The organism is Acidiphilium sp. 20-67-58 (assembly GCF_002255515.1).
GTDB lineage: Bacteria > Pseudomonadota > Alphaproteobacteria > Acetobacterales > Acetobacteraceae > Acidiphilium.
Window position 1 is genome coordinate 1 of record NZ_NCAS01000001.1, and the last position, 24,687, is coordinate 24,687.

Below are 24,687 nucleotides of genomic sequence, written 5' to 3' on the forward strand. Positions count from 1 at the left end.
TTTTGAGATTAACCGGGTCTTCATCTCGTGCTGCTACGAGACTGAATTCCGGCGGGAGAAGAGCATGGCTGGAACGAAGAGATTGGGTGCGAATGCGGCGGAGTCCCCGGCGGGAACACGCTATTCATTCCACGGCCCGGATAGTTGCAATGTCGGGATTCTCGACCTGCGCTCTGCGGAGGTGGACCCAATCACCATTGTTGGGACGATCGACTCCGAACTCGGCGTGTCGGCCGCCGTTCAATATGCCGACGAACTTCTGATGTCGGTGCTCGAACCCCATAGCCCGGTCGCGGCCGGGTCGTTCGTGGCGGATGCAGGCGACGCATGCGTTCCGGCAGAGCCTTCACCCATCACGCCTTCACCCATCACGCCTGCCCCCATCACGTCCGAACCGTGCCCGCCATCGGCCGAATCGCGTGGCGAGGAGGCCGCCGGGCAGGCCTCCGGCCAGGCCAGGCTGGCGGACCTCGCGACCAGCCTCACGCTCTCGCGCCCCGACGATCTCGCCGATTCTCCTTGCGAACCGGAAGCTGGCGTCGATGGAACCCTCGGCTTTCTCGAGGGCACACGGATTCTCGGCCTGCATGGCGATATTCCGGTTGAAACCATGAATCGCGGCGACCGGCTGATTACCCGATCCGGGGCGATGCGGGCGGTGCGCTGGGTCGGGCGCCGCAGTCTTGATGCCGGGGATCACACGCATCCGCAATCCGTCTGGCCGGTGCGGATCGATCGTGGCGCATTTGCCGATGGCCTGCCCGAGCGGACTTTGTGGCTCTCGCCGGATCACGCAATCTATCTCGACGGGTGCCTGGTTCCGGCAAAAGCGCTGGTCAACGGGCGGTCGATCACGCAGGACCCCCGCCGGTACCTGACCTATTACCATATCGAGCTTGAAACGCATGATATCCTGCTCGCCGAGGGCCTGGCGGCCGAATCCTATCTGGATACGGGTAATCGCCTTCTGTTCGAGAGCGCCGATGGTGAGGCCGAGCGTGGGGCTGATGCCGGCTCGCCGGTGCACGCGGCCCGCAGTTGCGCGCCCGTTCTCCAGACGGGGCCGATTCTCGCGGCCATCCGCGCGAAAATCGACTCCCGTCTCCCCGCCCGTGACATCACCAGAGATCCGGGGCTGCGCGCCCTGGCCAAGGGCGCGGCGCTCCCCGTCTCACTGCTCGACAGTCTGACCTACGCGGTCGAACTCCCCGCGGAACCGGCCGATATCCAGCTTGTCTCCAAGGTCGTGGTGCCTGCTGAACTCTTTCCCGATGCCGAAGATCGTCGCGTCCTCGGCCTCGCTGTGGCGCAGCTCTTCACGGTCAGCGAGGGCAAGGCGGAAGCCGTAGCACTCGACAGCCCGCTCCTGACCGCGGGCTGGTACGGCCTCGAAACCGCGTGCCGGTGGACCAACGGCAGCGCCCTGGTTCCGGCAGCGCTCACCGCGGGCGCGACGACGCTTCTGGTGCGCCTGGCTGGAGAAACCGCTTACCCCCTGGAGTAAGCGGCTCCCGCCGTGCCGGGCTGCTGATCAGACGACCAGCCGCGTGAAGCCGTTGGTAATCGGATAGCGGCGGTCGCGGCCAAAGGCGCGTGCGGTGATCTTCACGCCGGGTGGGGCTTGCCGGCGCTTGTATTCCGCCCTGTCCAGCAGTTTCCAGACCCGGGCGACCGTCGCACGGTCATGGCCGGCTTCCACCAGCTGGTCGATCGATTTTTCGCCCTCAACCAGCCCTTCCAGCACCGCGTCCAGCACGTCGTAAGGCGGCAAACTGTCCTGATCGGTCTGGTTTTCCCGCAACTCGGCCGAGGGCGGCTTGGTGATCACGCGCTCGGGCATCACCGGCCCGGCCGGGCCGAGCCCGTCCGCCGGGCGATGGGCGTTGCGCCAGTGCGACAGGGCGAAGACGGCCGTCTTGTAGACATCCTTGAGCACCGAATACCCGCCGCACATATCGCCGTAGAGCGTGGCATAGCCCACCGACATTTCCGACTTGTTCCCTGTTGTCAGCACCATGTGTCCCAGCTTGTTGGACAGCGCCATGAGAATGAGCCCACGGGTGCGGGACTGGATGTTCTCTTCCGTGATGTCCGGCGCCCTACCCTCGTAGAGTGGCTCCAGGACGGTGGCGAACGCCGCCGTCGCGGCGCTGATGGGCACCGTGTCGCAGCGTATGCCGAGCAGCTTCGCGCACTGCTCAGCATCCTCGAGGCTGTGCGCGCTGGTATACTGGCTCGGCATCATCACCGCGCGCACCCGCTCCGCCCCGAGCGCGTCAACCGCGACGGCCGCCGAAAGCGCGCTATCGATACCCCCCGACAGGCCAAGGATCACGCCGGGAAATCCGTTCTTGTTCACGTAATCGGCGAGGCCCCGCACCATCGCCCGATAGACGAGGTCGAGCCGGTCGGGCTCCGGCGGCAGCGGCCGCGCCTCGGCGACGAGGCCCTGCGCGGTGCGCCGCCAGACCAGGGTTTCGACGGCTTCCTGAAAATGCGGCATCCGCAGCGCCAGCGAGCGATCGGCGTTGAGGGCGAAGGAGGCGCCATCGAAGACGATTTCATCCTGTCCGCCGGTCATCGCGGCGAAGACGAAGGGCAGGCCGGTCTCCACCACCCGCCGCAACCCGAGTTGCAGCCGCACCCCGAGCTTGCCGTCCTCGAACGGGGAGCCATTGATCGAGACAAGTAGCTCGGCGCCGGTTTCCGCCAGTGTTTCCGGCACCGCCGGCAGCCACCAATCCTCGCAGATCATGACGCCGAGGCGAAACCCGCGAAACGCCACCGGGCCCGGTGCGGGGCCGGGAGTGAACACGCGCTTTTCGTCGAACACGCCGTAATTCGGCAGTTCGTGCTTGGCGCGCCGGGCGATGATGCGCCCGCCATCCAGCACGAAGGCGGCGTTGTGCAACCCCTCCGCCGTCTGCCACGGCAGCCCGACGATGATGCCCGGCCCGCCATCCTCGGTGTCGCGGGCAAGCTCGCCCACCGCCGCCTCGCAGGCGGCGACGAAGGCCGGTTTGAGCACGAGGTCTTCCGGCGGATAGCCGGCAAGGCCGAGTTCAGGCGTCACCAGCAGATCGGCGCCGCGCGCCGCAGCCTCTGCCCGCGCGGCGCGGATGGCGGCGAGATTGCGGTCGATCGCGCCGACATGCAGGTCGAGCTGGGCGATGGCGAGAGAGAGTGTGTCGGTCATGAAGGTAAAATAGGCTTTTTTTCCCGTGCCGTCATCGCATGACCGTTTGTGACGAAGTGTTTCCAAATTGCCATGATTTGGCCCCAACTCGTAGTTAATTCACCTGTCACGCCGGATTGTGTGAATCGTTCCGGCGTGACAAAAGGTAACCCTTTGTCAACAGACAACCTTGTATCGGAGAGTTCTCCCATGACCATCGGCACGATCCTGCGCGCAACCGTCCCCGCGCTCGCGCTCGCCTTCACCATGACCGCTGCGGGTACCGCCCAGGCGTCCACCAAGAAGCCCCATGAAGCCATGGCGATGAAGCATCACGCTGTCGCAATGCCGGGCTACAAGACGCTCAGCGAAGCCAAGGCAGCCTGCCATGGCGCGGTGGTCTGGCACGCACGCGGCAGCAAGGTCTTCCACACCGACAAGTCGAAGTATTTCGGCAAGACCAAGCACGGCTCCTATGTTTGCGAGACGGTTGCCGTCGAGCATCATCTGCACGCCGCGAAGAAGTGATGACCTGATCCGGCTGCCCCTGACCGGGGCTGCTTGATTCGCAGCCGGAACGTATGGCACGCTCCGGCTGCACGTCATTTGGAGGACAGAAAATGGGTCTTTTCGACGGTATTTCCGGCCTTGTCGGCAGTCTTGCCGGCGGCACCGCGGGCGGCGGGCTGGCGAGCGCGCTCGAGGGCAGCGGCATCGACCTGTCCGATATTACCAAAAACCTCCAGCAGGGCGGACTTGGCGTGCATCTCGCCTCGTGGCTCGGGACGGGCGACAACATGCCGGTCAGCGCCGCCGATGTGCAGCAGGCGCTCGGTAATCCGCTGGTGGAAAAGATTGCCGCCCATTTCGGGATCGATACCTCGGCCGCTTCCCAGCTCATCGCCGATCATCTGCCAGCCGCTGTCAGCCAGACCGCAGCCGGGTCCGACACGACGGATGACAGCGCCGCAAGCTGAGCCTTCCGTTCAGCTCCGCTCGCGCAGCAGGAATTCGCGGCCGATCTTGACCCGCGGTTCGCCGTCATAGGCGACGATGTCGGCCGTGGCGTAAGTCTCGCTCCAGGTTTCGGGAATGAAGCTGCCGGTGCCAACGACGTCCACGGGCACGTGCGCATCCGCCATCACGCTGCATTTCTCGACGCCGAAGCCGGACGAGGCGACGATCTTCACGCGGATGAAGCCGGCATCGTCCAGAACCTCGCGCAGCCGCCAGATCGCGGCGGCGGAAACACCGGTCCCGATCAGGTAGCGCAGCTCGTTGTGGCTGCGATACCGGCGGATTGCCCCCGGCGCGTGCCGCTCCATCACCGCATAGCTTTCCTGCGGGTCGAGCCCTTCGAGGAAGCGGCCGCCATGGGTGTCGAGCCGGATCGACAGCCGGCCGGCATCGGCCAGCTCGGGAAACCGCCGGCAGACGGCGAGCCCGTCGGTCACCTCCCGGCCGAAATAATCGGTCAGCACCGTGAGGTCGGACTCCGGGAAGGTTTCGTGAAACATCTCGGCCGCCCGCACCGTGCTGCCGGCATAGCCGATCAGGGCATGGGGCATGGTGCCGTAGCCATGGGGCGCGCCGAAATAATGCGCGGTGGCGTCGGTCGCGTTGCCGATGAAGCCGCGCGCCCCTTCGGCCCGCGCCGCGCGGGAGCCGACGGCGGCCGCATAGGCCATCATCTCTTCCATCTCGGCACCGGCGCAATGGCGTGCTTCCATGGCAAGGAACGCCGCCTTCGGCAGGGCGGCGCACATCTGATAGGCGTTGTGCGCGGCGACACAGGCCGGGCCGAGCTTCTGCAACAGGATCGTCTCGAGATCGACCAGCGCCACGAAGCTGCCGGTGACATAGGCGATGGGCTCGCCGGCGCCGACCCATGATCCCTCGGGCCGGGCGAGTTCAACCTCGATCCGCTCGCCCCGTGCCTCGATCACCTCGTCGAGCCAGCGCAGCATCAGCATCGGCGCGGAGACGACGGGCCGGCGCATGAACACGGCATACGTGACCCGCGCATCGCCGAACCGGGCGACGATCGCCCTCGTCCGGTTGAAATAGGCATCGGTCTGCGCCGCGATCCCGGCGTCGAGATCGGGGCGCGGCGATGCCCGGCGTGCGGCGCGGGTCATTTACTCGGCGGCGATCGCGGTGCCGCGGGGGGCGCGGCGGGTTTTCAGTTCCGCCGCGATGAGGAAGGCGAGTTCGAGCGACTGCTCGGCATTGAGCCGGGGATCGCAGAACGTTTCGTACCGCGCGCCGAGATCGGCCTCGGAAAGCTGCCGCGCACCGCCGACGCATTCGGTCACGTCCCGCCCGGTCATCTCGACATGGACGCCGGCCGGATTTGTCCCCTCGGCCTCGTGAATGTCGAAGAAGCCGCGGACTTCGGACAGGATGGCGTCGAACCGGCGGGTTTTCACCTTGCCCGAGGTGGTGATCGTGTTGCCGTGCATCGGGTCGCACTGCCAGGCGACCTTGCGGCCCTCGCGCTTGGTCGCCCGCACCAGCCGCGGCAGCTTCGCCGCGACCTGCTCGGCCCCCATCCGCGCGATCAGCGTGAGCCGCCCGGCCTCGTTCGCCGGGTCGAGCCGCTCGATCAGCCGCAGCATGTCGTCCTCGTCCATGCTGGGGCCGACCTTCATGCCGATCGGGTTCTTCACGCCGCGCATGAACTCGACATGCGCGCCGTCGAGCTGGCGGGTGCGGTCGCCGATCCAGAGGAAATGCGCCGAGCAGGCATAATGATCGCCGGTCGTGGAATCGACGCGGGTCAGCGCCTGCTCGTAGGGCAGCAGCAGCGCCTCATGGCTGGTATAGAACTCGGTTTCGTGGATCTGCGGGGTGGACTGGCTGGTCATGCCGCAGGCCGCCATGAACTGCAGCGTCTCGTCGATCCGCGCCGCGAGGTCGCGGTAGCGCTCGGCGAGCGGCGAGCGGCGGACGAAATCGAGGTTCCAGCGATGCACCTGGTGCAGGTCGGCATAGCCGCCCGAGGCGAAGGCGCGCAGCAGGTTGAGCGTGCCGGCGGACTGGAAATAGCCGAATTCCATCCGTGCGGGGTCGGGAATGCGGGCTTCGGCGGTGAAGTCCGGCCCGTTGATGATGTCGCCGCGATAGGAGGGCAGGGTAACGCCGTCCACGGTCTCGGTGTCGGAGCTGCGCGGCTTGGCGAACTGGCCGGCCATGCGGCCGAGCTTCACCACCGGCACTGACCCGCCGAAGGTCAGCACCACGGCCATTTGCAGCAGCACGCGGAACGTGTCGCGGATCACGTTGGCGGTGAAGTCGCCGAAGCTCTCGGCGCAGTCGCCGCCCTGCAGGATGAACGCCTTGCCCTCGGCCGCCAGCGCGAGCGAGGCTTTCAGGCGGCGCGCCTCGCCGGCGAAGACGAGCGGCGGATAGCCATGCAGGCGTGCTTCCATCGCGGCGAGTTTGGCTGCGTCAGGATAGGTCGGCACCTGCCTGATCGGCTTCGCCCGCCAGGATTCCGGGCTCCAGCCCGCCGGTTCTTGCATCGTCGTATCAGCGTCGTTCATGGCGATCTCCTTGGAGAAGCGACCTCATAAGACAAAACCGGGGCCGCGCGCTACTCCGCCGCCCGCGTCGCCGCGGTCGCGCCGCCGCGATCCACACGCCGCGTCTCGGTCCGCAAGGTAACGAATTCCTCCGCCGCGGTCGGATGGATGCCGATCGTGCTGTCGAAATCCGCCTTGGTCGCTCCGGCCGTGATGGCTACGGCAAGCCCCTGCATGATCTCGGCCGAATCCTCGCCGAGCATGTGCGCACCGAGCACGCGGTCGGTCTGCGCGTCGACGATCAGCTTCATCATCGTCTTGCGTGCGCGGCCGCTCAGCGTGTGGCGCATGGGCGTGAACCGGGCGACGAACACTTTCGCCCCCTCCGGCGCCTCGTCCTCGGTGAGGCCGACGCTGGCCAGCGGCGGGATCGAGAAGACCGCGCTCGGCACGTTGGCGAGCGAGATGCGGCGCGGCCGGTTGCCGAACAGCGTGTCGGCCAGCGCGTGGCCCTCGGCGGTGGCGACCGGGGTCAGGTTCAGCCGGTCGGTCACGTCGCCGAGCGCGAAAATGTGCGGGACATTGGTGCGGTAGTCTTCATCGATCGGGATCGCGCCGCCGGGCTCGGCGATCACCCCGGCCTGGTCGAGCCCGAGCCCGGCCACGTTCGGCGCCCGCCCGGTGGCGAGAAACACGCAATCGGTCTCGATCGCATGCCCGTTCGACAGATGCAGCCGCCTGCGCCCGCCCGAAGCCTCGATCCGCACCGGGGATACCCCGTGATGCACGCCGATGCCGTTCGCCGCCAGCGCCTCGGCCAGCCCGGCCCGCAGGTCGGGGTCGAACCCGCGCAGCGGCAGCGGCTGGCGGTAGACGATGTCCACCTTCGAGCCGAGGCCGGCGAAGATCCCGGCGAACTCCACCGCGATATAGCCGCCGCCGATCATCACGACATGCTCCGGCCGCGCCGGCAGGTGGAAGGCATCGTCCGAGACGATCGCGAGTTCCGCGCCGGGAATGTCGAGCCGGACCGGCTGGCCGCCGGTCGCGATCGCGATCCGGTCCGCGGTGACGTGATGCTCACCGACCATGAGCGTGTGCGGGCCGAGAAACCGCGCCCGCGCGTTGAAGATTTTCGCGCCCGCCCGCTCCAGCAGCCCGGTATAGGCGCCGTTCAGCCGGCCGATCTCGCGATCCTTGGCGGCGATGAAGCCGGGCCAGTCATGCGCGACGGCGCGCATGTCCCAGCCGAAGCCCCGCGCATCGGCGGCGCCGAGCCCGTATTCCGCCGCCATCACCATCAGCTTCTTGGGCACGCAGCCGATATTGACGCAGGTGCCGCCCCAGTGCCGGTCCTCGGCGATGCCGACGCGCGCGCCATGCCCCGCCGCGATCCGCGCGAGCCGCACGCCCGCCGAACCGCCGCCGATGACAAAGAGATCGAAATCGTGATTCATCCGGACAACCCCGTCTTGCCGACATCCTGTTCGCCAACATGTCGCACGATTGGCCAGGGAAGGAAACGCAAAGCCGTGGCTGCGGCGATCGGGGCAGTTGGCGCGCCCGCCTGCCGGTGGCAGGGTCGTGCTCCCGGCGATCCGCGTCGCGCGTTGCGTCCATGCCTGTTTCGGGGGATTTTCGCAGCATGATCATCACCCTCGTCGCCCTGCTCGCGGCCACGGTCGTCACGGTTCCGCTGGCGCGCCGCCTCGGGGTGGGCAGCATCGTGGGGTATCTGTTCGCCGGGCTGGTGATCGGCCCGGCCGGGCTGCGCCTCGTCACCGGCGTGTCGCAGATCCGCAGCGTGTCGGAATTCGGCGTGACCATGCTGCTGTTCCTGATCGGGCTGGAGATCCGCCCGCACCGGCTGTGGATCCTGCGCAAGACCATTCTCGGCCTCGGCTTCGGCCACATGATCCCGAGTGCGGCGATCCTCGCGGTGCTGGCCCATCTCGCCGGGCTCGGCTGGCCGGCGGCGACCGTGATCGGCCTTGGCCTGTCGCTCTCCTCCACCGCGATCGTCCTGCCGATGCTCAACGAGCGGAACCTGCTCAGCGCCGCGTCCGGCCGCGATGCCTTCGCCGTCCTGCTGTTCCAGGACATGGCGTTCATCCCCCTCGTGGCTGTGGTGCCGCTGCTCGTCGGCAACACGCTGGCGAGCCACATCGCCGCCGGGGCCGCGCCCGCGGATGTCGCCGCGCGTTTCGCCAATCACGTGCCCTGGCTCGCGGTGGGGCGGGCGGTGCTGGCGGTCGCGGCGATCCTGTTCGGCGGCATGGTTCTGGCCGACCGGATCTTTCGCCTGATCGGCGGCGGTCGTACCCCCGAAGTGTTCACCGCGATGACCCTGCTGATCGTCGTCGGCACCGCCGCGCTGGCCCATTGGGCCGGGCTGTCCGCCTCGCTCGGCGCCTTCATGGCCGGCGCGCTGCTGTCGGATTCGGAGTTCAGGCACGCCATCCAGGCCGATATCGAACCGTTCGAGGGCCTGCTGCTCGGCTTCTTCTTCATCTCGGTCGGCATGTCGGTCGATGTGTCATTGTTTCACGTGGAACCATGGCGGATCGTCGCCGCGGTCGTCGTGCTGCTGGCGGTGAAGACGGCGGTGGGCTTCGCCGTCGCGTTCATCAAGCGGCGCAACGTGGCCACGGCGCTGCGCTTCGCGGTGGCGCTGCCGGAGGGCAGCGAGTTCAGCTTCGTGGTGTTTGCCGCCGCTGTCGGCGCCGGGGTGCTGAGCCCGGCGCAGTCGGGCCTCGCGACGCTCACGGTCGCGCTCTCGATGCTCGTGGTTCCGCTCGGCTTCGCCGGCATCGAGCGCTGGGTGATGCCGCGCATCGCCCGCCGCCAGGCGCCGCCCTCGACCCCGATCGAGGCGGGAGAGGATGTGCCGGTGCTGATCTGCGGCTTCGGCCGGGTTGGCCAGATCGTCGGCCGGCTGCTTTCGGTGCGGCGGATTCCCTTCGTCGCCCTCGACCAGAATGCCGATCATGTCGCCTTCGTCCGCCGCTTCGGCGCCCGCGCCTATTTCGGCGATCCGGCGCGGCTGACCGTGCTGCGCGCCGCCGGGGCGGGCAATGCGAAGCTGCTGGTCATTGCCCTCGACGATCCCGAGGCGTCGCTGCGGGTGGCCGATCTCGCCCGCCGCCATTTGCCGCATCTGACGATCCTCGCCCGGGCGCGCAACCGGCGCCATGCGCAGCTGCTCATGGATCGCGGCGTCGAGCATATCGTGCGCGAAACCTTCGCATCGAGCCTCGAACTCGGCGAGCGCGCGCTGCGCGAACTCGGGGTTCCGGCCGAGGAGGTGGGGCGCACCATTACCACGTTCCGGGCGCGGGACGAGGCGCTGCTCACCGAAACGCTGGGCTTTGCCGGCGATCCGTCGCGCGTGGTCGCCAGCATCGAGCAGAGCGTCGCCGAGTTGCAATCCCTCTTCGAGGCGGACCGGGGCGGCTGATCAGGTGGAGTCACCTGACCGGAACGTGCTCTATTTCGCGGCCTGCTGCCGCGCCAGCAGGGCATCGACGATCGCCGGGATGTCGGCCTCGGCATAGGGCGCGCCGAAGATCGCCTTCATCTTCTTCACCTCCGCGGTCCAGGTTGCGGCGGCAAGGGGCGGCTGGCGGTCGATGAAGCCGGCGGAGTGGCACATCGTGCAGTCGCGGTTCAGGGTTGCGGCGCCGGTGCCGGAGAACATCGCGCCGGGCGAGGGCAGGTCGACCGTGCGTTTCGCGAAGCCGGCGGCGGTGTCCGCTGGCGCGGCGCGCGCGGCGGTGCCGCAGGCGAGGAGGCCGATCGCGGCGCCGAGCAGGAGGGGGAGCGGGAGGGGGCGGATCATGACTAGGTCTCCTTCAGCCGGCCACGACATCGACATGTTCGACCTGGTTGTAGAGATAGCCGCCGGGATTCCAGACCGCGCGCATCGGCTGCATCTGGCCGGCGACGTTGCGCGCCCGCACCATCAGCCGGTAGTCGCCGGCCTTTGGAAACCGCGCGACGGCGTGCCATTCGCGGAAGCCGTAAGGGCCGTGATCCGGCCCGAGCGTGGCCGGGCGCCAGCTTGCGCCGGCGTCTTCTGAGATGTCGATCGCGCGGAGGGCGGCGTTGCCGCCGAAGCCGAAGCCGCGCAGCGTGAGCGCGCCGGACGTCGGCACGCGGGCGCCGTTCGCGATGCCGGTGAAGAAACTGCGCGGGCGCATCGGCCCGATCGGGACCATCTTCACCCCGGTTTCGTCCGGACGCATCCCGCCATCCGGCCGGTCGGGGATGCGATAGGCCTTGGCCATCCAGAAATCGGTCGAGGGATGTTCGAGCACCTCGATCTCGGTGAGCATCTTCATCCAGTAGGTCGAGAACCAGCCGGGCACGACCAGGCGCAGCGGATAGCCGTTGAGCAGCGGCAGGTAGGCGCCGTTCATGCGGAAGGCGACCATGGTGACGCCGTCATTCGCCCGGCGGAGCGGCAGCGCCTTTTCGAACTGGATATCGGGCGGGAAGATGCCGCCCGATTCGAGGCTGCGGAACGCGACATGGGTGGCCTTCGGGCTGACCCCGGCGCGGGCGAGCAGCGCGCGCAGGGGCACGCCGGTCCAGATCGCGTTGAACATCGCGCCGTTCCCCCATTGCGCACCCGCCACCCGCGGCTCGATGAGCCCGCGGCTGTTGCCGGCGCACTGGTTCACCGCCGCGAGACGGCGATGGGGAAAGCCGCGCACGAGGTCTTCCAGTGTCAGCTCGTAGGGCCGCCGCACCGCGCCGCCGATCCGCAGCCGGTAGGTCGCGGGATCGACCGAGGTCGGCATGTCGCCGAGATGCCAGCGCACGAAGGCGAGGTCGTTCGGCGTGTAGAGATTGTTGCCAAACACGGCGAAGGGCGTTTCCAGCAAGGGCGGCCGCGTGCGCTGGAGGATCATCTCGCCCTTTTGCGGAAAGGTTCCAGCCGGCACGAGCGGTCGTTCGCCGTTGCCGAAGGGCAGGGTGACGGTCGCGCCGCGCGCCCCGCGGGGCAGGGCGGCAAGCACAGCGATGGCGGCCCCGCCGGCGAGCGCCGACCGGCGCGATTGTGTCATGGCGTGGGACGCTGGCGCATCCCTGTCTGTCTCGCTCATCGTCTGCCTCGCTCATCACGATTCTTCCTGATGCGGCGAGGCTGCGCCCGGTTTGTATCTCCCGCGCGACGGAATTGTAATTTTCATCCCGGTGCGTCAGCGGTCTTGCACAGCCCTGCGGTCCTGCGATAACCGGCCTGCATGCGCATTCTCCATCATCTCCCGCTTTCGCCCTTTGCCCGCAAGGTCAGGCTCGTGCTGGCCGAAAAGCGGCTGCCCTTCGAACTCAAGCTGGAAAAGACCTGGGAACGCCGGCCGGAATACCTGGCGATGAACCCGGCGGGCACGGTGCCCACCCTGGTCGAGGAAAACGGGCTGGTGGTGCCGCATTCGAATGCGATCTGCGAATATCTCGACGAGGCCTATCCGGACATTTCGCTGATCGGGCGGACCCTTGCCGAACGCGCCGAGATTCGCGCGGTCACCGCCTGGTTCGACGAGCGTTTCGCCACCGAAGTCTCGCGCAACCTGCTGTACGAGAAGGTGATGAAGCCGGCGGCCAAGCGCGGCGCGCCCGATCCCACGCGCATCCGCGAGGGGTATGCGGCGCTGCGCGCGCATCTCGGCCATATCGGCTTTCTCGCCGAGCGGCGGAAATATCTGGCCGGCGCCAATCTCTCGCTCGCCGATTTCGCCGCCGCGTCACAGCTCTCGGCTCTCGACTTCATCGGCGATGTCGACTGGTCGGTGAACCCGGCGGCGCGGGAATGGTATGCGCGGATCAAGTCCCGCCCGGCGTTTCGGCCGCTGCTGAACGACCGGGTTTCCGGCTTCACCCCGCCGCCGCATTACGCCGATCTGGATTTCTAGAGCACTTTCCGATCCGATTGGATCGGATGATGCTCTGACTCTCGCCCGCCGGCCGCGCGTCAGTCTCCGGCGGAAGGCGGATGGGCGGCGAGCGCCGCGCGCAGCCGCCCGTGGGGATCGCCGAGCACGCCGTGGCGGAGCAGGAAGTCGATCAGCACGAGGTTGACGTTGAATTTCACCTCGTCGGTCCCGGCGATGATCCCGATCATCTCGCGCGCCGGGATCAGGGTGAAGGATTCGACCTCGCCATCCGCCGCCTCGGGGCGGAAATCCGGGTCCAGCTCCAGATCGTAGCAGACCAGCAGGTCGCGCCGGAGCCCTTCCGGGCGCTCCATGTCATAGGCGATCCGCGCGACGGGCCGCGCCCGGGCGATCACGGCGGGGGGGATGCTGGCCTCCTCGGCCGCTTCCTTGGCCAGCGTGTCGAACGCGCCCATGCCGGCGGACACGCCGCCGCCCACCAGATTGTCGAGCTTGCCGGGATCGAGCTTCTTGGTCGGGCTGCGCCGGCCGATCCACAGATGCGGCCCGTCCGCCCGCTGGACATATCCATTGAGGTGCACGCCGACGCCGATGACGCCGAAGGCGGGCAGCGCGCCGCGGTCCAGCGTCGCCAGCACCGGACCGTCGATCCGGGCGCGGACGTCGAACAGTTCGCCGCGGGTGCGGAAGCCGTGCGCCGGGCCGAGCGGGGTCGCGATATCGTTCAGCCGCGCGGCGACCTCCGGCAGAATGCTCAGCCCGCCGGGATGCGGGCGCGCATAATCGCCCATGTCGGCGGCGAGTGCGGCGCCGACATAGCCGACCGGCGCCTCGCCGATCAGCAGCGGTGTCCGCTGCCCGGGCAGCACCGCCGTCCGGCATTCGGCGATGCGCGCCAGCAACCCCGCCGATACCTGCTCAGCACTACTCGCCATTTGCAATCCGCGTCTCACATGCCATCTGCCGGAGATGGCCCGAACATTAGACATTGCCAAGAGTGAAAGCAGCCTCGCGACGGTGCGTTCACTGCTGCCCTATCTCTGGCCGCGGCGCGAGCCTGGCCTGCGCCTGCGCGTCGTGCTCGCCTCGCTCTGCCTCGTGCTCGCCAAGGTGGCGACCGTCGTCATTCCGATCCTGTATGCGCGGGCGGTGGACGCGCTCTCGTCGAAGGCCGGCCCGCTCGCCGTGCCGGCGGCGCTGATTGTCGCCTATGCGCTGGTGCGCATCGCCTCGTCCGGCTTCGGCGAGCTGCGCGACGCGCTGTTCGCCGCCGTGCAGCAGCGCGCGGCACGGGTGATCAGCCGCGAGACGTTCGAGCATCTGCACAACCTCTCGCTGCGCTTCCATCTCGACCGCCAGACCGGCGGGCTTTCGCGCGTCATCCTGCGCGGGACCACCGGCATCCAGACGGTGCTGCGGCTTGCCGTGTTCAACGTGGTGCCGACGCTGATCGAATTGCTGCTGACGGTCGGCATTCTCTGGCACATGTTCAACTGGGCCTATGCCGCGATCACGCTCGCCGCGGTGGGCGGCTATCTCGCCTTCACCTTCGGCTTCACCTCCTGGCGCATCAAGTTCCGCCGGCAGATGAACGAGACCGACAACGCCGCCCAGACAAAAGCGATCGACAGCCTGCTGAATTTCGAGACGGTGAAGTATTTCGGCAACGAGGCGCATGAGAGCGTGCGGTTCGATGCGAGCCTCGCCGCCTACGAGACGGCGGCGGTCCGCTCGCAGGTCACGCTCAACGCGCTCAATCTCGGCCAGGCCGCGATCATTGCCACCGGCCTCGCCGTGCTGATGCTGATGGCGGCGAACGGCGTCGTCGCCGGGCGGCTGAATGTCGGCCAGTTCGTGCTGGTGAACACCTACCTGATCCAGCTCTACCAGCCGCTCAACTTCGTCGGCTTCGTCTATCGCGAGCTGAAGCAGGGGCTCGTCGACATGGAGCAGATGTTTGCGCTGCTGCGCACGCCGCAGGAGATTTCCGACCGGGCGGATGCGAAGACGCTGCCGGCGCGGGGGGCTCCCGTGCCGGTCGAGTTCGTCGATGTCCGCTTCGGCTACAGCCCGGACCGCGAAATCCTCCACGGGATCTCGTTCCGCGCCGAGCCGGGCCGCAAGATCGCCCTGGTCGGGCCGACGGGGTCGGGCAAGTCGACCATCTCGCGGCTGCTGTTCCGCTTCTATGACGTGAGCGAGGGGGAGGTGCTGGTCGATGGCATCGACGTCCGCGACCTGACCCAGGCGAGCCTGCGCGGGGCGATCGGCGTCGTGCCGCAGGACACCGTGCTGTTCAACGACAGCATCCGCTACAACATCGCCTATGGCCACCCCGGGGCGTCGGATGCGGAGGTCGAGCGGGCGGCGCGCCTCGCGCAGATCCACGATTTCATCATGTCGCTGCCGCAGGGTTATGCGACCACGGTGGGCGAGCGCGGCCTGAAACTGTCGGGCGGCGAGAAGCAGCGCGTCGCCATCGCCCGCACCATCCTCAAGGACCCGCGCCTGCTCATCCTCGACGAGGCGACCAGCGCCCTCGATACCGCGACGGAGCAGGATATCGGGGCCGCGCTGCGGCAGGTCGCGCGCGACCGCACCACGCTGGTGATCGCCCATCGCCTGTCCACGGTGATCGACGCCGACGAGATCCTTGTCCTGCGCGATGGCAACATCGTCGAGCGCGGCACCCATGCCTCGCTGCTCGCCGCGGGCGGCATCTATGCCGCGATGTGGGCGGCGCAGTCCGAGCAGATCGAGGCGGCCTCGGCCGAGCAGGGGTTGGCGACCGGCCCGCGCACCCGCGAGCTGCCGCTCGGCTCCGCGGCAACCCCGGCCTGATGCGGCCGGACGACATCACGATTTCATGACACAAGGAAGCAAGCCGATGCAGCATCAAGCCACCGAGGCGCAGATTCTCGAAGCCGGCCAGGTCATCGACCAGCTGGTTCATCGCATGGTCGAGAAGGAGATCCCGACCATCGCCATCGCCTCGGCCCTGCTTGGCGGCGCGCTCAACCTGCTGGGGGCGGAACTGCCCGACGAGGCGATCCTGAGAATCCTCGACAACGCCATGCAGAGCGTGCGCTCCGGCGCCCTGCGCGAGCTCGACGAACCCCGCCAATAGACCGCGCCGGCCCCGCAGTCGGGGCAGGTCTGCATTTCCCGCTTGACAATGGTTCGGGCTTCACGATAGCAACCGGTTTACTACAAGGGTCAAATTAATTGGAACCTCGCGGCACGCCGGGGCCAGAATTCGATCCACCATATCTTGGAAGAGGAAACACCATGAAAATCGCGTTCCCGACGATCATTGCCGCGTCCGCGCTGGCGGTTGCCGCCTTCGGCCTGACGGCCGCGCACGCCCAGTCCGTCGCCCAGCCCTCGGTGCACCAGATCAGCAGCAAGAAGACGACGATCGCCTTCCTGCTGCCGGAGAATTCCTCCCCCCGCTACGAGCAGGTCGACCGGCCCTGGTTCATCAAGATGGCGCATGCGGCCGATCCGAACGCCAAGCTGATCGTCAGCAACGCCAATTCGAGCCCGGACACCCAGCTCAACCAGGCCGAATCCGCGATCTCGAACGGTGCTGACGTTCTCGTCGTCGATCCGGTCGACGGCAAGGCCGGTGCCGCGGTGGTGAACTACGCCACGCGCAACCACGTGAAGGTGATTTCCTATGACCGGCTGATCCAGGATTCGAAGCCGGATTACTATGTCTCGTTCGACAACACGAAGGTCGGCGAGCTGCAGGGCGAGTATATCGCGAAGCACACCAAGCCCGGCGGCAGCGTGATGATGATCAACGGCGCGCCGACCGATCCGAACGCGTTCGACTTCCGCAAGGGCGCGATGAACGTGCTCGGCCCGCTGTTCAAGTCGGGCAAGCTGCATCTCGCCTATTCGGTGATGACGCCGAACTGGAGCCCGCAGAACGCGTTCGAGGAAAGCCAGCAGGCGCTGACCCGGCTGCACAACAAGGTCAATGGCGTTCTCGCTGCGAATGACGGCACCGCTTCGGGCGTGATCCGCGCGTTGCAGGCGGTGGGCCTTGCCGGCAAGGTGCCGGTGACCGGCCAGGATGCGACCAATGGCGGCCTGACCTTCATTCTCGAAGGCCTGCAGTCGATGACGGTGTTCAAATACGTCCCCGAGGAAGCGGCGGCGGCGGCCGATCTCGCGGTTGCGGTGGCGACCGGCACGAAGCCGCCGGCCGGCCTCGTCAACGGCAAGGTCAACAACAAGATGATCGACGTTCCGTCGGTGCTGCTGAAGCCGCTGGTGGTGACCAAGGCGAATATCGCCGGTTCGGTGATCAAGTCGGGCTATACGACCTGGAAGGCGATCTGCGTTGGCCCGGCTGCCAAGGGCAAGATCTGCAAGGCTCACGGCGCCTGATCCGGGACCATTGACGGCGCGGCGGACGCCCCGCGCGTCCGCCGTTTGCTTGGGAGGATGAGAGATGAGTGCGGCAATCGCGGCTGAACCCGCCGCAGCACCCCTGCTTGAGGTGCGCGGCCTGCAAAAGCGCTACGGCGCCGTGGTCGCCCTGCGCGACGTGAATTTCACCGTCCGCCGTGGCGAGGTGACCGCCCTGCTCGGCGACAACGGCGCGGGCAAGTCCACCACCATCAAGGCGATCGCCGGTGTCGCGCCGATCGACGAGGGAGATATCCTGCTGGAGGGGCAGCCGGTCTCGATCCGCCACCCGTCCGAGGCGACGGCGCTGGGCATCCAGACCGTGTATCAGGATCTCGCCCTCTGCGATAATCTCGGCATCTGCGCCAATCTCTATCTCGGCCGCGAGCTCGTCAGCTCGCCCACCGCGGTTGGCCCGCATGTGTTGCGCGATGTCGACATGGAGCTTGAAGCGCGGCGGGTGCTGAAGACGCTGCGGATCAACCTGCCCGCGCTGGATACGCCGGTGGCCTCGCTCTCCGGCGGGCAGCGCCAGGCGGTGGCCATCGCCCGCGCCGTGCTGTGGGATTCCAAGCTCGTCATCATGGATGAGCCGACCGCGGCCCTCGGCGTCGCCCAGACGGCGGAGGTGCTTCGCCTCGTGCGCGACCTCGCCGAGCAGGGCTATGGCGTCATTCTCATCACCCACAACATGCAGAACGTGTTTCAGGTGGCGGACAATATCGCCGTGCTGCGCCTCGGCGCCACGGTGATGCAGGCCCGCAAGAGCGAGGTTACGCCGGAGCAGGTGGTCGGCGCCATCACCGGCACGCTCGCGATACCCGGAACCGGCGCGGCAGGAGCCTTGGCATGAGTAGCACCGTGCAGCCCCCAGAGCGGAAATCCGGGCAGGAATCCGAGCAGAAATCACCGTTCACGCGCTGGCTGACCGGGGTCGCGCAATCGACCGATCTCGGCATGCTGCCGGTGATCGCGGCGCTGATCGTCATCTGGATCGTGTTCGAGACGCTGAACGCCAACTTCCTGACCCCGCGCAACCTCTCCAATCTCGCGGCGCAGATCGTCGTCACCGGCACGCTGGCGCTGGCGGAAATCTACATCATCCTGCTCGGCATGATCGACCTGTCGATCGGCTGGAACTCGGTGCTCGCCGCCTCGGTGTTCTCGCTGGCCACGGTGTTCTTTCACCTGCCGGTCGGCGTCGGCATCGCGCTCGGAATCGCGCTGGCGACCGGGATCGGCTTTCTCCAGGGCATGGTAGTGTCGCGGATCGGCGTGCCGAGCTTCGTCGTCACCCTCGGCGGCGGCATGATCGCCGAGGGTCTGACGCTCGCGATCCTGACGCCGCATGGCGGCTCGGTGCCGCTGGCGGACGATTTCACCACCGCGATCGGCACGCTCAATCTCGATCCGCTATGGTCGTGGGTGCTGAGCCTGCTGCTGTTCGGCGCCTATGCGGCGGTGACGCTGAACGGCATCCGCAAGCGCACGGCGAGCGGCCATGAGGGCGGGTTCGCCGCGACGATGCGGCTGGTCGGTGTCGCCATCATGCTGTTCGGCGCGGTGTTCATGCTGAATGCCTATCGCGGCGTGCCATTCCTGCTGATGCTGTTCCTGATCGCGCTGTTCGCCTCGGCCTTCGTGACGAAGTCGACCCGCTTCGGCCGGCATCTCTACGCGGTCGGCGGCAATGCCGAGGCGGCGCGGCGCGCCGGCATCTCGGTGAAGGGGATCCAGCTCGCCGTCTTCGTCATCGCCGGCTTCCTCGTCGGCCTTGCCGGCTATCTCGATGCGGCGCGCCTCGGTGTCGCCTCCGCCTCGGTGGGCAATGGCGACATCATGCTGAACGCGGTTGCCGCGGCGGTGATCGGCGGCACGTCGCTGTTCGGCGGGCGCGGCAGCGTCTATGGCGCGCTGTTCGGCGCGCTGGTGATCGCGAGTGTCAGCAACGGGATGAACCTGCTCGGTGCTGCCTCGTCCGTGCGTTTCATCGTCGAGGGGCTGATCCTGCTGGCCGCGATCACCATCGACACCATCCTCCGCCTCCGGCGGATGCGCAGCGGCCGGGCCTAGAGGACGTTCCGATCCATCAGGATCGGATGTCGTGCTCTAGAACCCGGCGGCCACGCCCGCCGCGGGAAGGCCGCCGCCATGTTGCGCATTCATGGCGGCGGCTGCCTCGGCGGCTTCCAGCGCCCCTTCGAGATAACCGCCGAATTGCGGCGCGCTCTCCGACCCAGAAAGCAGGACACGGTCGCGCCACGGCGCGGGCAGGGCGAGCGGCGCATAGGCCGGATGCCCGGCCAGCGGCGCGGCGTCGGCCGGCGTTGCGGTCAGCTCGTCGGCCGACCAGTCCTGGATCAGCAGCGCGCGGGGCGATCCGGCCGCCGGGCCGAACAAGGCGGCGAGCTGGGCGCGCACCGCATCCTCCAGCCTTGCCCGGCGCGCCGCGCGCATCGCGGCCGGCCAGGCGAAGAAGCCGAACAGCGCCGCCTCGCCGGAGGCACCTGGCAGGCTGGCATCGTGGATCTCGCCCAGCGGTCCGCAGCGGCTGAAGGCCCCGCCGGACAGGCCGGAATCGCGCCAGACCGGCGCGTCGTAGATTGCCAGCGCCTTGGCATGCCCGGCCATCCAGGTCGGCACCGCCTCGAGCTGCCGCAGTGAAGCGGCGGGCAGGGCGGGCGCAAAGCCGATGGCAGCCGCCAGCCGGGGCGGCAGCGCCAGCGCCACGCGCCGCGCCCGTAGCCGTGTCTCCCCGGCCTCGACGCTGACTGCGTCCGATTCCAGCACCAGATGCTCGACCCGGGTGCCGAGCCGGATCGTGCCGGGGGCGAGGCGGGCGGCGAAGCCTTCGGCGAGGGCGGTGGTCCCGCCTTCGATCCGCATGCTCGGCGGCTCCTGCGCGAAGCCGTGGGGCAGGCGCTGGACCGTTCCGTCGCCGTCCTGGAACACGAAGCCGCCTGCATCCGCCTGGCGGTGCAGAAGGAGGCCGAAGGCGGCGGCGGCCTGCGCCACGCGCGGCTGCATGGAAGGCCAGATCCAGGCCGGGCCGAGATCGTAGCAGCCTGATTCGGTGCGATGCGCGAGGCTTCGCCCGCCGATTCGCGAACGCGCCTCGATGATTGCGACATGCTGGCCCGCCTCCTGCGCCCGCGCCGCGAGGGCGAGGCCGGCGAGGCCCGCCCCGACCACGATCAGGTCGTGCATGGCGTCAGGCGACCGTCGGCAGATGGCCGCTCTTGCGGTAGAGCAGCGCCCCGTCGGTGCTGGCCAGCGCGAGCCGGCTGCCGGCGGGCAGCCGCAGCCAGGTGCCGGCGCCGTGCACCGCGCCGTCCCGCGTGATCGATCCCTCCACCACGAAGATCTCGACGCCGCGCGGATAGGCCTGCTCCACCGTTTCGATGCCGGCGGCGAGGCGGATCATGTCCACCTGCTCCCACGGGGCGGAGAACAGCAGCGCTTCCGACCAGCCCGGCGCACGCTCGCGCCACAGCCCGGGATCGGTGGTGTCGATCCGCACCGGGGCGGCCTCTTCCGGCGGCATCTGCCGCAGCTTCACCAGGATTGTCGCGCCCGGCGCGCTGGAGGGGGTGTGCCGCGAGCCGGGCGGGTTGCGCACGTAGTGGCCGCGCGGAAAATCTCCGGTCTCGTCGGAGAACACGCCCTCCAGCACGAGGAATTCCTCGCCCTCGTCATGCCGGTGCGGGCTGAAGGCGGAGCCCGGCGCGTAGCGCACCAGCGAGGTCGCCCGCGCCACCTCGCCGCCGTCGCGCTCCAGCATCCGGCGCTCGACGCCGGCCATCGGCGAGGCGATCCAGTCGAGCGCCGCGGCATCGACGAGGGCTGGCTGGCGAAGATCGGCGTTGATCTGCATGTCTGCTCCTTTTCGGCCCGTGGCCGGTCTTCGAACACATTCTCTCGCCTGCATATGGTCGGTTTCGCGCCGAGGGCAAACCGCTGTTGCCGCGCCGGTCTATTGTATTTTCCCGACCGGCCCATATCCTGAGCGCAGGGAAGGCGCGCTGCGGCCGCCGTCAGCAACTGGAAGATGAGGAATCGATCATGGTGAAATTCGGTCTTGCCCAGCCGGTCAAGCGCGTCGAGGATTCGCGGCTGCTGCGCGGCGCTGGCCAGTATACCGACGACGTTCCGGCCGAGGGGGCGCTGCACCTTCATGTGCTGCGCTCGCCGCACGCCGCCGCGACGATCACGGGAATCGACACTGCGGCCGCCCGCGCGGTGCCGGGTGTGGTTGCCATCGTCACCGGTGCTGATCTCGCCGCCGAGGGCATCGCGCCGATTCCCTGCATGGTGCCGATCAAGAACCAGGACGGCACGCCGCGCGCCCAGGCCGATCGCCCGGCCCTCGCCCAGGGCACGGTGCGCCATGTCGGCGAGCCGGTGGCCTATATCGTCGCCGAAACCGCGCAGGCCGCGCGCGATGCCGCCGAGCTGGTCGATGTGCGCTATGACATGAAGGCCTCGATCACCGATCTGGCCAGCGCGATGTCCGACAGCGCGCCGCGCGTGCATGACGATGCGCCGGCCAACCGCGTGTTCGACTGGGCGGTGGGCGACGCCGCGAAGGTGGACGAGCTGTTCGCTGCCGCCGCGCATGTGACGAAGCTGGGCATCGTCAACAACCGCATCGTCGTCAACTCGCTGGAGGCCCGCGCCGCCCGCGCCGAATTCGACGCGGCTTCCGGCCGGTGGACGCTGACCACCAACACCCAGGGCGGCTGGCTGCTGAAGGACTGCCTCGCCGGCGCCGTGTTCAAGGTGGAGCCGGCGAAGTTCCGCGTCATCACCCCGGATGTCGGCGGCGGGTTCGGCATGAAGCTGTTCGTCTATCCCGAGCATGTCATGGTCTGCCACGCCGCCCGCAAGCTGGGCCGGCCGGTGAAATGGACCTCCGAGCGCAGCGAGGCGTTCCTCTCCGACACGCATGGGCGCGACCACATCACCATCGGTGAGCTGGCGCTGGACGCCGATCACCGGATCACCGCCATGCGGGTGACGGACACGGCGAACATGGGCGCCTATCTCTCGAATTTCGGCCCCTTCATCCCGACCCTCGCGGGCACCAAGGTGCTGGCCAGCGTCTATGGCATGAAGGCGATCCATGCGCGGGTGTTCGGCGTGTTCACCAACACCGTGCCGGTCGACGCCTATCGCGGCGCCGGCCGCCCGGAGAGCAATTATCTCGTCGAGCGGCTGATCGACGCCGCTGCCCGCGAACTCGGGATCGACAGCGCCGAGCTGCGTCGCATCAACATGGTGCCGGCGAGCGCCATGCCCTTCACCACCGCGATGGCGCAGACCTATGATTCGGGCGATTTCCACAAGGTGCTCGACCATGCGCTCGACATGATCGACTGGAAGGGCTTCCCCGCCCGCCGCGCGAAGTCGGCCGCCGCCGGCAAGCGCCGCGGCATCGGCATGGCCTATTACCTCGAGGCGACCGGCGGCGCGCCGGAGGAGCGCGCCGAGATCCGCTTCACCAAGGAGGGGTATGTCGATGTCTATGTCGGCACCCAGTCCACCGGGCAGGGCCATGAAACCGCCTATGTGCAGCTGGTCAACGACCGGCTCGGCATCGACCCGGACAAGATCCGCGTCCGCCAGGGCGATACCGACACGATTCCGCAGGGCGGCGGCACCGGCGGCGCGCGCAGCCTCTATTCCGAGGGCCAGGCCATCGCGCTGACCACCGCGACCATTCTCGAGAAGGGCCGCAAGGCGGCGGCCGATCGCCTGGAGGCGGCGGAAGCGGACATCGTGTTCCAGGATGGCGCCTTCCGCATCGTCGGCACCGACCGGATGGTCGACGTCATCACCCTGGCGGCGGAGCTGCACGGCGAGCAGGGCAACGCGCTCGACACCGCCGAGATCGCCAAGATCGAGAAGCACACCTTCCCGAATGGCTGCCACATCGCCGAGGTCGAGATCGATCCGGAAACCGGCGTCACCTCGGTGCTGCGCTATCTCGTGTGCGACGATGTCGGCACCATCGTGAACCCGATGATCGTGCGCGGCCAGGTGCATGGCGGCGTCGCCCAGGGGCTCGGGCAGGCGCTGCTGGAGAACACCGCCTATGATCCGGAATCGGGCCAGCTCGTCGCCGGCAGCCTGATGGATTATGCGCTGCCGCGCGCCGACGACCTGCCGGATATCGAGGTGGAGTTCGTCTCGGTGCCTTGCGCCTCGAACCCGCTCGGCGTGAAGGGCGCGGGCGAGGCCGGCGCGGTCGGCTCGCCGCCGGCGCTGATCAACGCGGTGATCGACGCGCTTGCCGCGGATGGTATCCGCGAGATCGACATGCCGGCGACGCCCGAGCGCGTCTGGCAGGCGATCGCGGCGCGGCAGGCCGCTTGATCCATCTGGTCAAGCTCGCGGTCGGCGTGAAGGATCCCGGCCATCTGGCCGAGATCCAGCGCCGCCGCGCGGTGGCCGATCCGCCGCTGCGCCACCAGACCCGCAGCTTTCCCAAGCGCGCGGCGGAGCTTGCCGATGGCGGGTCGATCTACTGGGTCATCACCGGCGCCGTGCTGGTTCGCCAGCGGATTCTCGACGTGATCGAGGATGTCTGGGATGACGGGACGCGCTGCACCGGCCTCGTGCTCGACCCCACGCTCGTCCGGGTCGAGGCGCGGCCGATGAAGCCCTTCCAGGGCTGGCGCTACCTCGCGCCGGACGATGCGCCTGCCGACCTGCCGGATGGCGGCCGCACCTCCGGCATCGAGGACCTGCCGCCGGCGCTGCGGCGCGACCTGCGCGCCCTGGCGCTGCTGCCATGACGCTGCGCCTGCCGTGGTCGCGCCCGTGCGTGCCGGTGATCCGGCTTGCCGGGCTGATTTCGCCCCGCGAGGGGGCGGTCAATCTCGAACGTTTTGCCCCCGCCATCGACCGTGGCTTCGACCTCGCGAAAGGCGGGACGAAGCTGCTGATCCTCGCGATCGAAAGCCCCGGCGGCTCGCCGGTGCAATCCGACCTGATTGGCCGGCATATCCGCCGCAAGGCCGAGGAGACCGGCGTGCGCGTTCTTGCGGTGATCGGCGATGTCGGCGCTTCCGGCGGCTACTGGATCGCCTGTGCGGGCGACGAGATTTTTGCCAATCCGATGTCGATCGTCGGCTCGATCGGCGTGGTCGGCGGCGGTTTCGGCGTGCATGACCTGATCCGCCGCTTCGGCATCGAGCGCCGCGTCGTCACCGCCGGCGCCAACAAGCTGCGCAATGACCCGTTCTCGCCCGAGCGGCCGGGGGACGCCGCATTCAACCAGGCGCTGCTCGACGACATTCACGCCGCCTTCAAGGCGTGGGTGCGCGAGCGCCGCGGCGGCGCGCTGAAGGGCGACGACACGGTGTTCGACGGCTCCTACATGCTGGGCAGTGCTGCCAGCGAACGCGGCCTGATCGACGGGTTCGGCGATGTGCGCGGCCTGATCGCCGCGCGCTGCGGAAAGCGGGCGAAGCCGGTGTTTCTCGGGCCGAAGCGGAAATTCTCGCTGCTGCGGCTGGTCGGCCGGTCCAGCCTGATCGAACTCGCCAATGCGATGGAGGCCGAGGCGCTCACGCCGAAACTCGGCTAGAGCACGTTCCGATCCATCCGGATCGGATGTCGTGCTCTATCTTGTTGATAATCAGAGCATCTTTATCCGATCAGATGA

The 24,687-nt window shown here is 68.3% G+C and carries 23 protein-coding genes; 13 read left to right on the forward strand and 10 right to left on the reverse strand.

The window, feature by feature from the left end; genetic code table 11:
* The first annotated feature begins 64 nt into the window (after window positions 1–64).
* Window positions 65–1,504 (forward strand): Hint domain-containing protein, encoded by a 1,440-nt coding sequence (locus B7Z76_RS00005; RefSeq protein WP_291341617.1) that lies wholly within the window; start codon window positions 65–67, stop codon window positions 1,502–1,504.
* 27 nt (window positions 1,505–1,531) lie between these two features.
* Here B7Z76_RS00005 and B7Z76_RS00010 read toward each other — a convergent pair whose 3' ends face one another.
* Window positions 1,532–3,196 carry an NAD+ synthase gene (locus B7Z76_RS00010; RefSeq protein WP_174503196.1) on the reverse strand — a complete coding sequence of 555 codons (1,665 nt, stop codon included), beginning with the start codon at window positions 3,194–3,196 and terminating at the stop codon, window positions 1,532–1,534.
* Entirely contained in the window at window positions 3,193–3,387 is a 195-nt protein-coding gene (locus B7Z76_RS00015; RefSeq protein WP_174503195.1) for a hypothetical protein, read from the reverse strand. Before B7Z76_RS00015 ends, B7Z76_RS00010 begins: the two co-directional genes overlap by 4 nt.
* Between B7Z76_RS00015 and B7Z76_RS00020 the strand changes: the two genes are divergently transcribed.
* Both B7Z76_RS00020 and B7Z76_RS00025 read left to right on the forward strand, forming a co-directional pair.
* The gene (locus B7Z76_RS00020; RefSeq protein ID WP_174503194.1) at window positions 3,386–3,703 is read left to right on the forward strand and encodes a hypothetical protein; all 318 of its coding nucleotides are present in this window, start codon (window positions 3,386–3,388) and stop codon (window positions 3,701–3,703) included. The genes B7Z76_RS00015 and B7Z76_RS00020 overlap by 2 nt on opposite strands.
* 92 nt (window positions 3,704–3,795) lie before the next feature.
* Window positions 3,796–4,152: a YidB family protein gene (locus B7Z76_RS00025; RefSeq protein WP_201712603.1), complete on the forward strand. Its 357-nt coding sequence runs from the start codon at window positions 3,796–3,798 to the stop codon at window positions 4,150–4,152.
* Between the two features lie 9 nt (window positions 4,153–4,161).
* Here the strand turns inward: B7Z76_RS00025 and B7Z76_RS00030 are convergent, their stop codons facing one another.
* Genes B7Z76_RS00030 through gorA form a run of 3 tightly spaced genes read right to left on the reverse strand, consistent with a single transcriptional unit; the run spans window position 4,162 to window position 8,156 of the window.
* Window positions 4,162–5,313: a nicotinate phosphoribosyltransferase gene (locus B7Z76_RS00030; protein WP_174503192.1), complete on the reverse strand. Its 1,152-nt coding sequence runs from the start codon at window positions 5,311–5,313 to the stop codon at window positions 4,162–4,164.
* The gene (locus B7Z76_RS00035; protein ID WP_291341618.1) at window positions 5,314–6,720 is read right to left on the reverse strand and encodes a class II 3-deoxy-7-phosphoheptulonate synthase; all 1,407 of its coding nucleotides are present in this window, start codon (window positions 6,718–6,720) and stop codon (window positions 5,314–5,316) included. It lies immediately after the preceding gene.
* A 50-nt stretch (window positions 6,721–6,770) separates the two neighbouring features.
* Entirely contained in the window at window positions 6,771–8,156 is a 1,386-nt protein-coding gene (gorA, locus tag B7Z76_RS00040) for a glutathione-disulfide reductase (RefSeq protein ID WP_291341619.1), read from the reverse strand.
* 188 nt (window positions 8,157–8,344) lie between these two features.
* Between gorA and B7Z76_RS00045 the strand changes: the two genes are divergently transcribed.
* Window positions 8,345–10,156, forward strand: a complete 1,812-nt coding sequence (locus B7Z76_RS00045; protein ID WP_174503189.1) for a cation:proton antiporter — start codon at window positions 8,345–8,347, stop codon at window positions 10,154–10,156.
* Window positions 10,157–10,186: 30 nt separating this feature from the next.
* Here B7Z76_RS00045 and B7Z76_RS00050 read toward each other — a convergent pair whose 3' ends face one another.
* Together B7Z76_RS00050 and B7Z76_RS00055 are read right to left on the reverse strand one after the other, a co-directional pair.
* Complete coding sequence (locus B7Z76_RS00050) at window positions 10,187–10,537, reverse strand: sulfite--cytochrome C oxidoreductase subunit B (protein ID WP_174503188.1); 351 nt, start codon at window positions 10,535–10,537, stop codon at window positions 10,187–10,189.
* 13 nt (window positions 10,538–10,550) lie between these two features.
* Window positions 10,551–11,768 carry a molybdopterin-dependent oxidoreductase gene (locus tag B7Z76_RS00055; RefSeq protein WP_291341620.1) on the reverse strand — a complete coding sequence of 406 codons (1,218 nt, stop codon included), beginning with the start codon at window positions 11,766–11,768 and terminating at the stop codon, window positions 10,551–10,553.
* 180 nt (window positions 11,769–11,948) lie between these two features.
* On the opposite strand from B7Z76_RS00055, the gene B7Z76_RS00060 reads away from it, so the two are divergent.
* Window positions 11,949–12,617: a glutathione S-transferase family protein gene (locus B7Z76_RS00060; protein ID WP_174503187.1), complete on the forward strand. Its 669-nt coding sequence runs from the start codon at window positions 11,949–11,951 to the stop codon at window positions 12,615–12,617.
* 59 nt (window positions 12,618–12,676) lie between these two features.
* Here B7Z76_RS00060 and B7Z76_RS00065 read toward each other — a convergent pair whose 3' ends face one another.
* Entirely contained in the window at window positions 12,677–13,534 is an 858-nt protein-coding gene (locus B7Z76_RS00065; RefSeq protein ID WP_174503186.1) for an NUDIX hydrolase family protein, read from the reverse strand.
* Between the two features lie 34 nt (window positions 13,535–13,568).
* On the opposite strand from B7Z76_RS00065, the gene B7Z76_RS00070 reads away from it, so the two are divergent.
* The 5 genes from B7Z76_RS00070 to B7Z76_RS00090 all read left to right on the forward strand — a co-directional run bounded on the left by B7Z76_RS00070 (window position 13,569) and on the right by B7Z76_RS00090 (window position 19,091).
* On the forward strand, window positions 13,569–15,440 hold the full coding sequence (locus B7Z76_RS00070; protein WP_174503185.1) for an ABC transporter ATP-binding protein/permease: 1,872 nt from the start codon (window positions 13,569–13,571) through the stop codon (window positions 15,438–15,440).
* Window positions 15,441–15,486: 46 nt separating this feature from the next.
* Entirely contained in the window at window positions 15,487–15,726 is a 240-nt protein-coding gene (locus tag B7Z76_RS00075) for a hypothetical protein (protein ID WP_174503184.1), read from the forward strand.
* Between the two features lie 161 nt (window positions 15,727–15,887).
* Window positions 15,888–16,997: a sugar ABC transporter substrate-binding protein gene (locus B7Z76_RS00080; RefSeq protein WP_174503183.1), complete on the forward strand. Its 1,110-nt coding sequence runs from the start codon at window positions 15,888–15,890 to the stop codon at window positions 16,995–16,997.
* A 64-nt stretch (window positions 16,998–17,061) separates the two neighbouring features.
* Window positions 17,062–17,871: an ATP-binding cassette domain-containing protein gene (locus B7Z76_RS00085; protein WP_291341621.1), complete on the forward strand. Its 810-nt coding sequence runs from the start codon at window positions 17,062–17,064 to the stop codon at window positions 17,869–17,871.
* Entirely contained in the window at window positions 17,868–19,091 is a 1,224-nt protein-coding gene (locus B7Z76_RS00090) for a sugar ABC transporter permease (protein ID WP_174503181.1), read from the forward strand. Before B7Z76_RS00085 ends, B7Z76_RS00090 begins: the two co-directional genes overlap by 4 nt.
* A gap of 36 nt (window positions 19,092–19,127) precedes the next feature.
* Here the strand turns inward: B7Z76_RS00090 and B7Z76_RS00095 are convergent, their stop codons facing one another.
* Window positions 19,128–20,225 (reverse strand): FAD-dependent oxidoreductase, encoded by a 1,098-nt coding sequence (locus B7Z76_RS00095; protein WP_291341622.1) that lies wholly within the window; start codon window positions 20,223–20,225, stop codon window positions 19,128–19,130.
* Between the two features lie 4 nt (window positions 20,226–20,229).
* The gene (locus B7Z76_RS00100) at window positions 20,230–20,892 is read right to left on the reverse strand and encodes a cupin domain-containing protein (protein WP_174503179.1); all 663 of its coding nucleotides are present in this window, start codon (window positions 20,890–20,892) and stop codon (window positions 20,230–20,232) included.
* A gap of 188 nt (window positions 20,893–21,080) precedes the next feature.
* Between B7Z76_RS00100 and B7Z76_RS00105 the strand changes: the two genes are divergently transcribed.
* Genes B7Z76_RS00105 through B7Z76_RS00115 form a run of 3 tightly spaced genes read left to right on the forward strand, consistent with a single transcriptional unit; the run spans window position 21,081 to window position 24,609 of the window.
* Window positions 21,081–23,393: a xanthine dehydrogenase family protein molybdopterin-binding subunit gene (locus tag B7Z76_RS00105; protein ID WP_291341623.1), complete on the forward strand. Its 2,313-nt coding sequence runs from the start codon at window positions 21,081–21,083 to the stop codon at window positions 23,391–23,393.
* On the forward strand, window positions 23,390–23,815 hold the full coding sequence (locus B7Z76_RS00110) for a DUF1489 family protein (protein WP_174503177.1): 426 nt from the start codon (window positions 23,390–23,392) through the stop codon (window positions 23,813–23,815). Before B7Z76_RS00105 ends, B7Z76_RS00110 begins: the two co-directional genes overlap by 4 nt.
* Window positions 23,812–24,609 carry a S49 family peptidase gene (locus B7Z76_RS00115; RefSeq protein ID WP_174503176.1) on the forward strand — a complete coding sequence of 266 codons (798 nt, stop codon included), beginning with the start codon at window positions 23,812–23,814 and terminating at the stop codon, window positions 24,607–24,609. The genes B7Z76_RS00110 and B7Z76_RS00115 overlap by 4 nt, the downstream gene beginning before the upstream one ends.
* Window positions 24,610–24,687 lie beyond the last annotated feature (78 nt).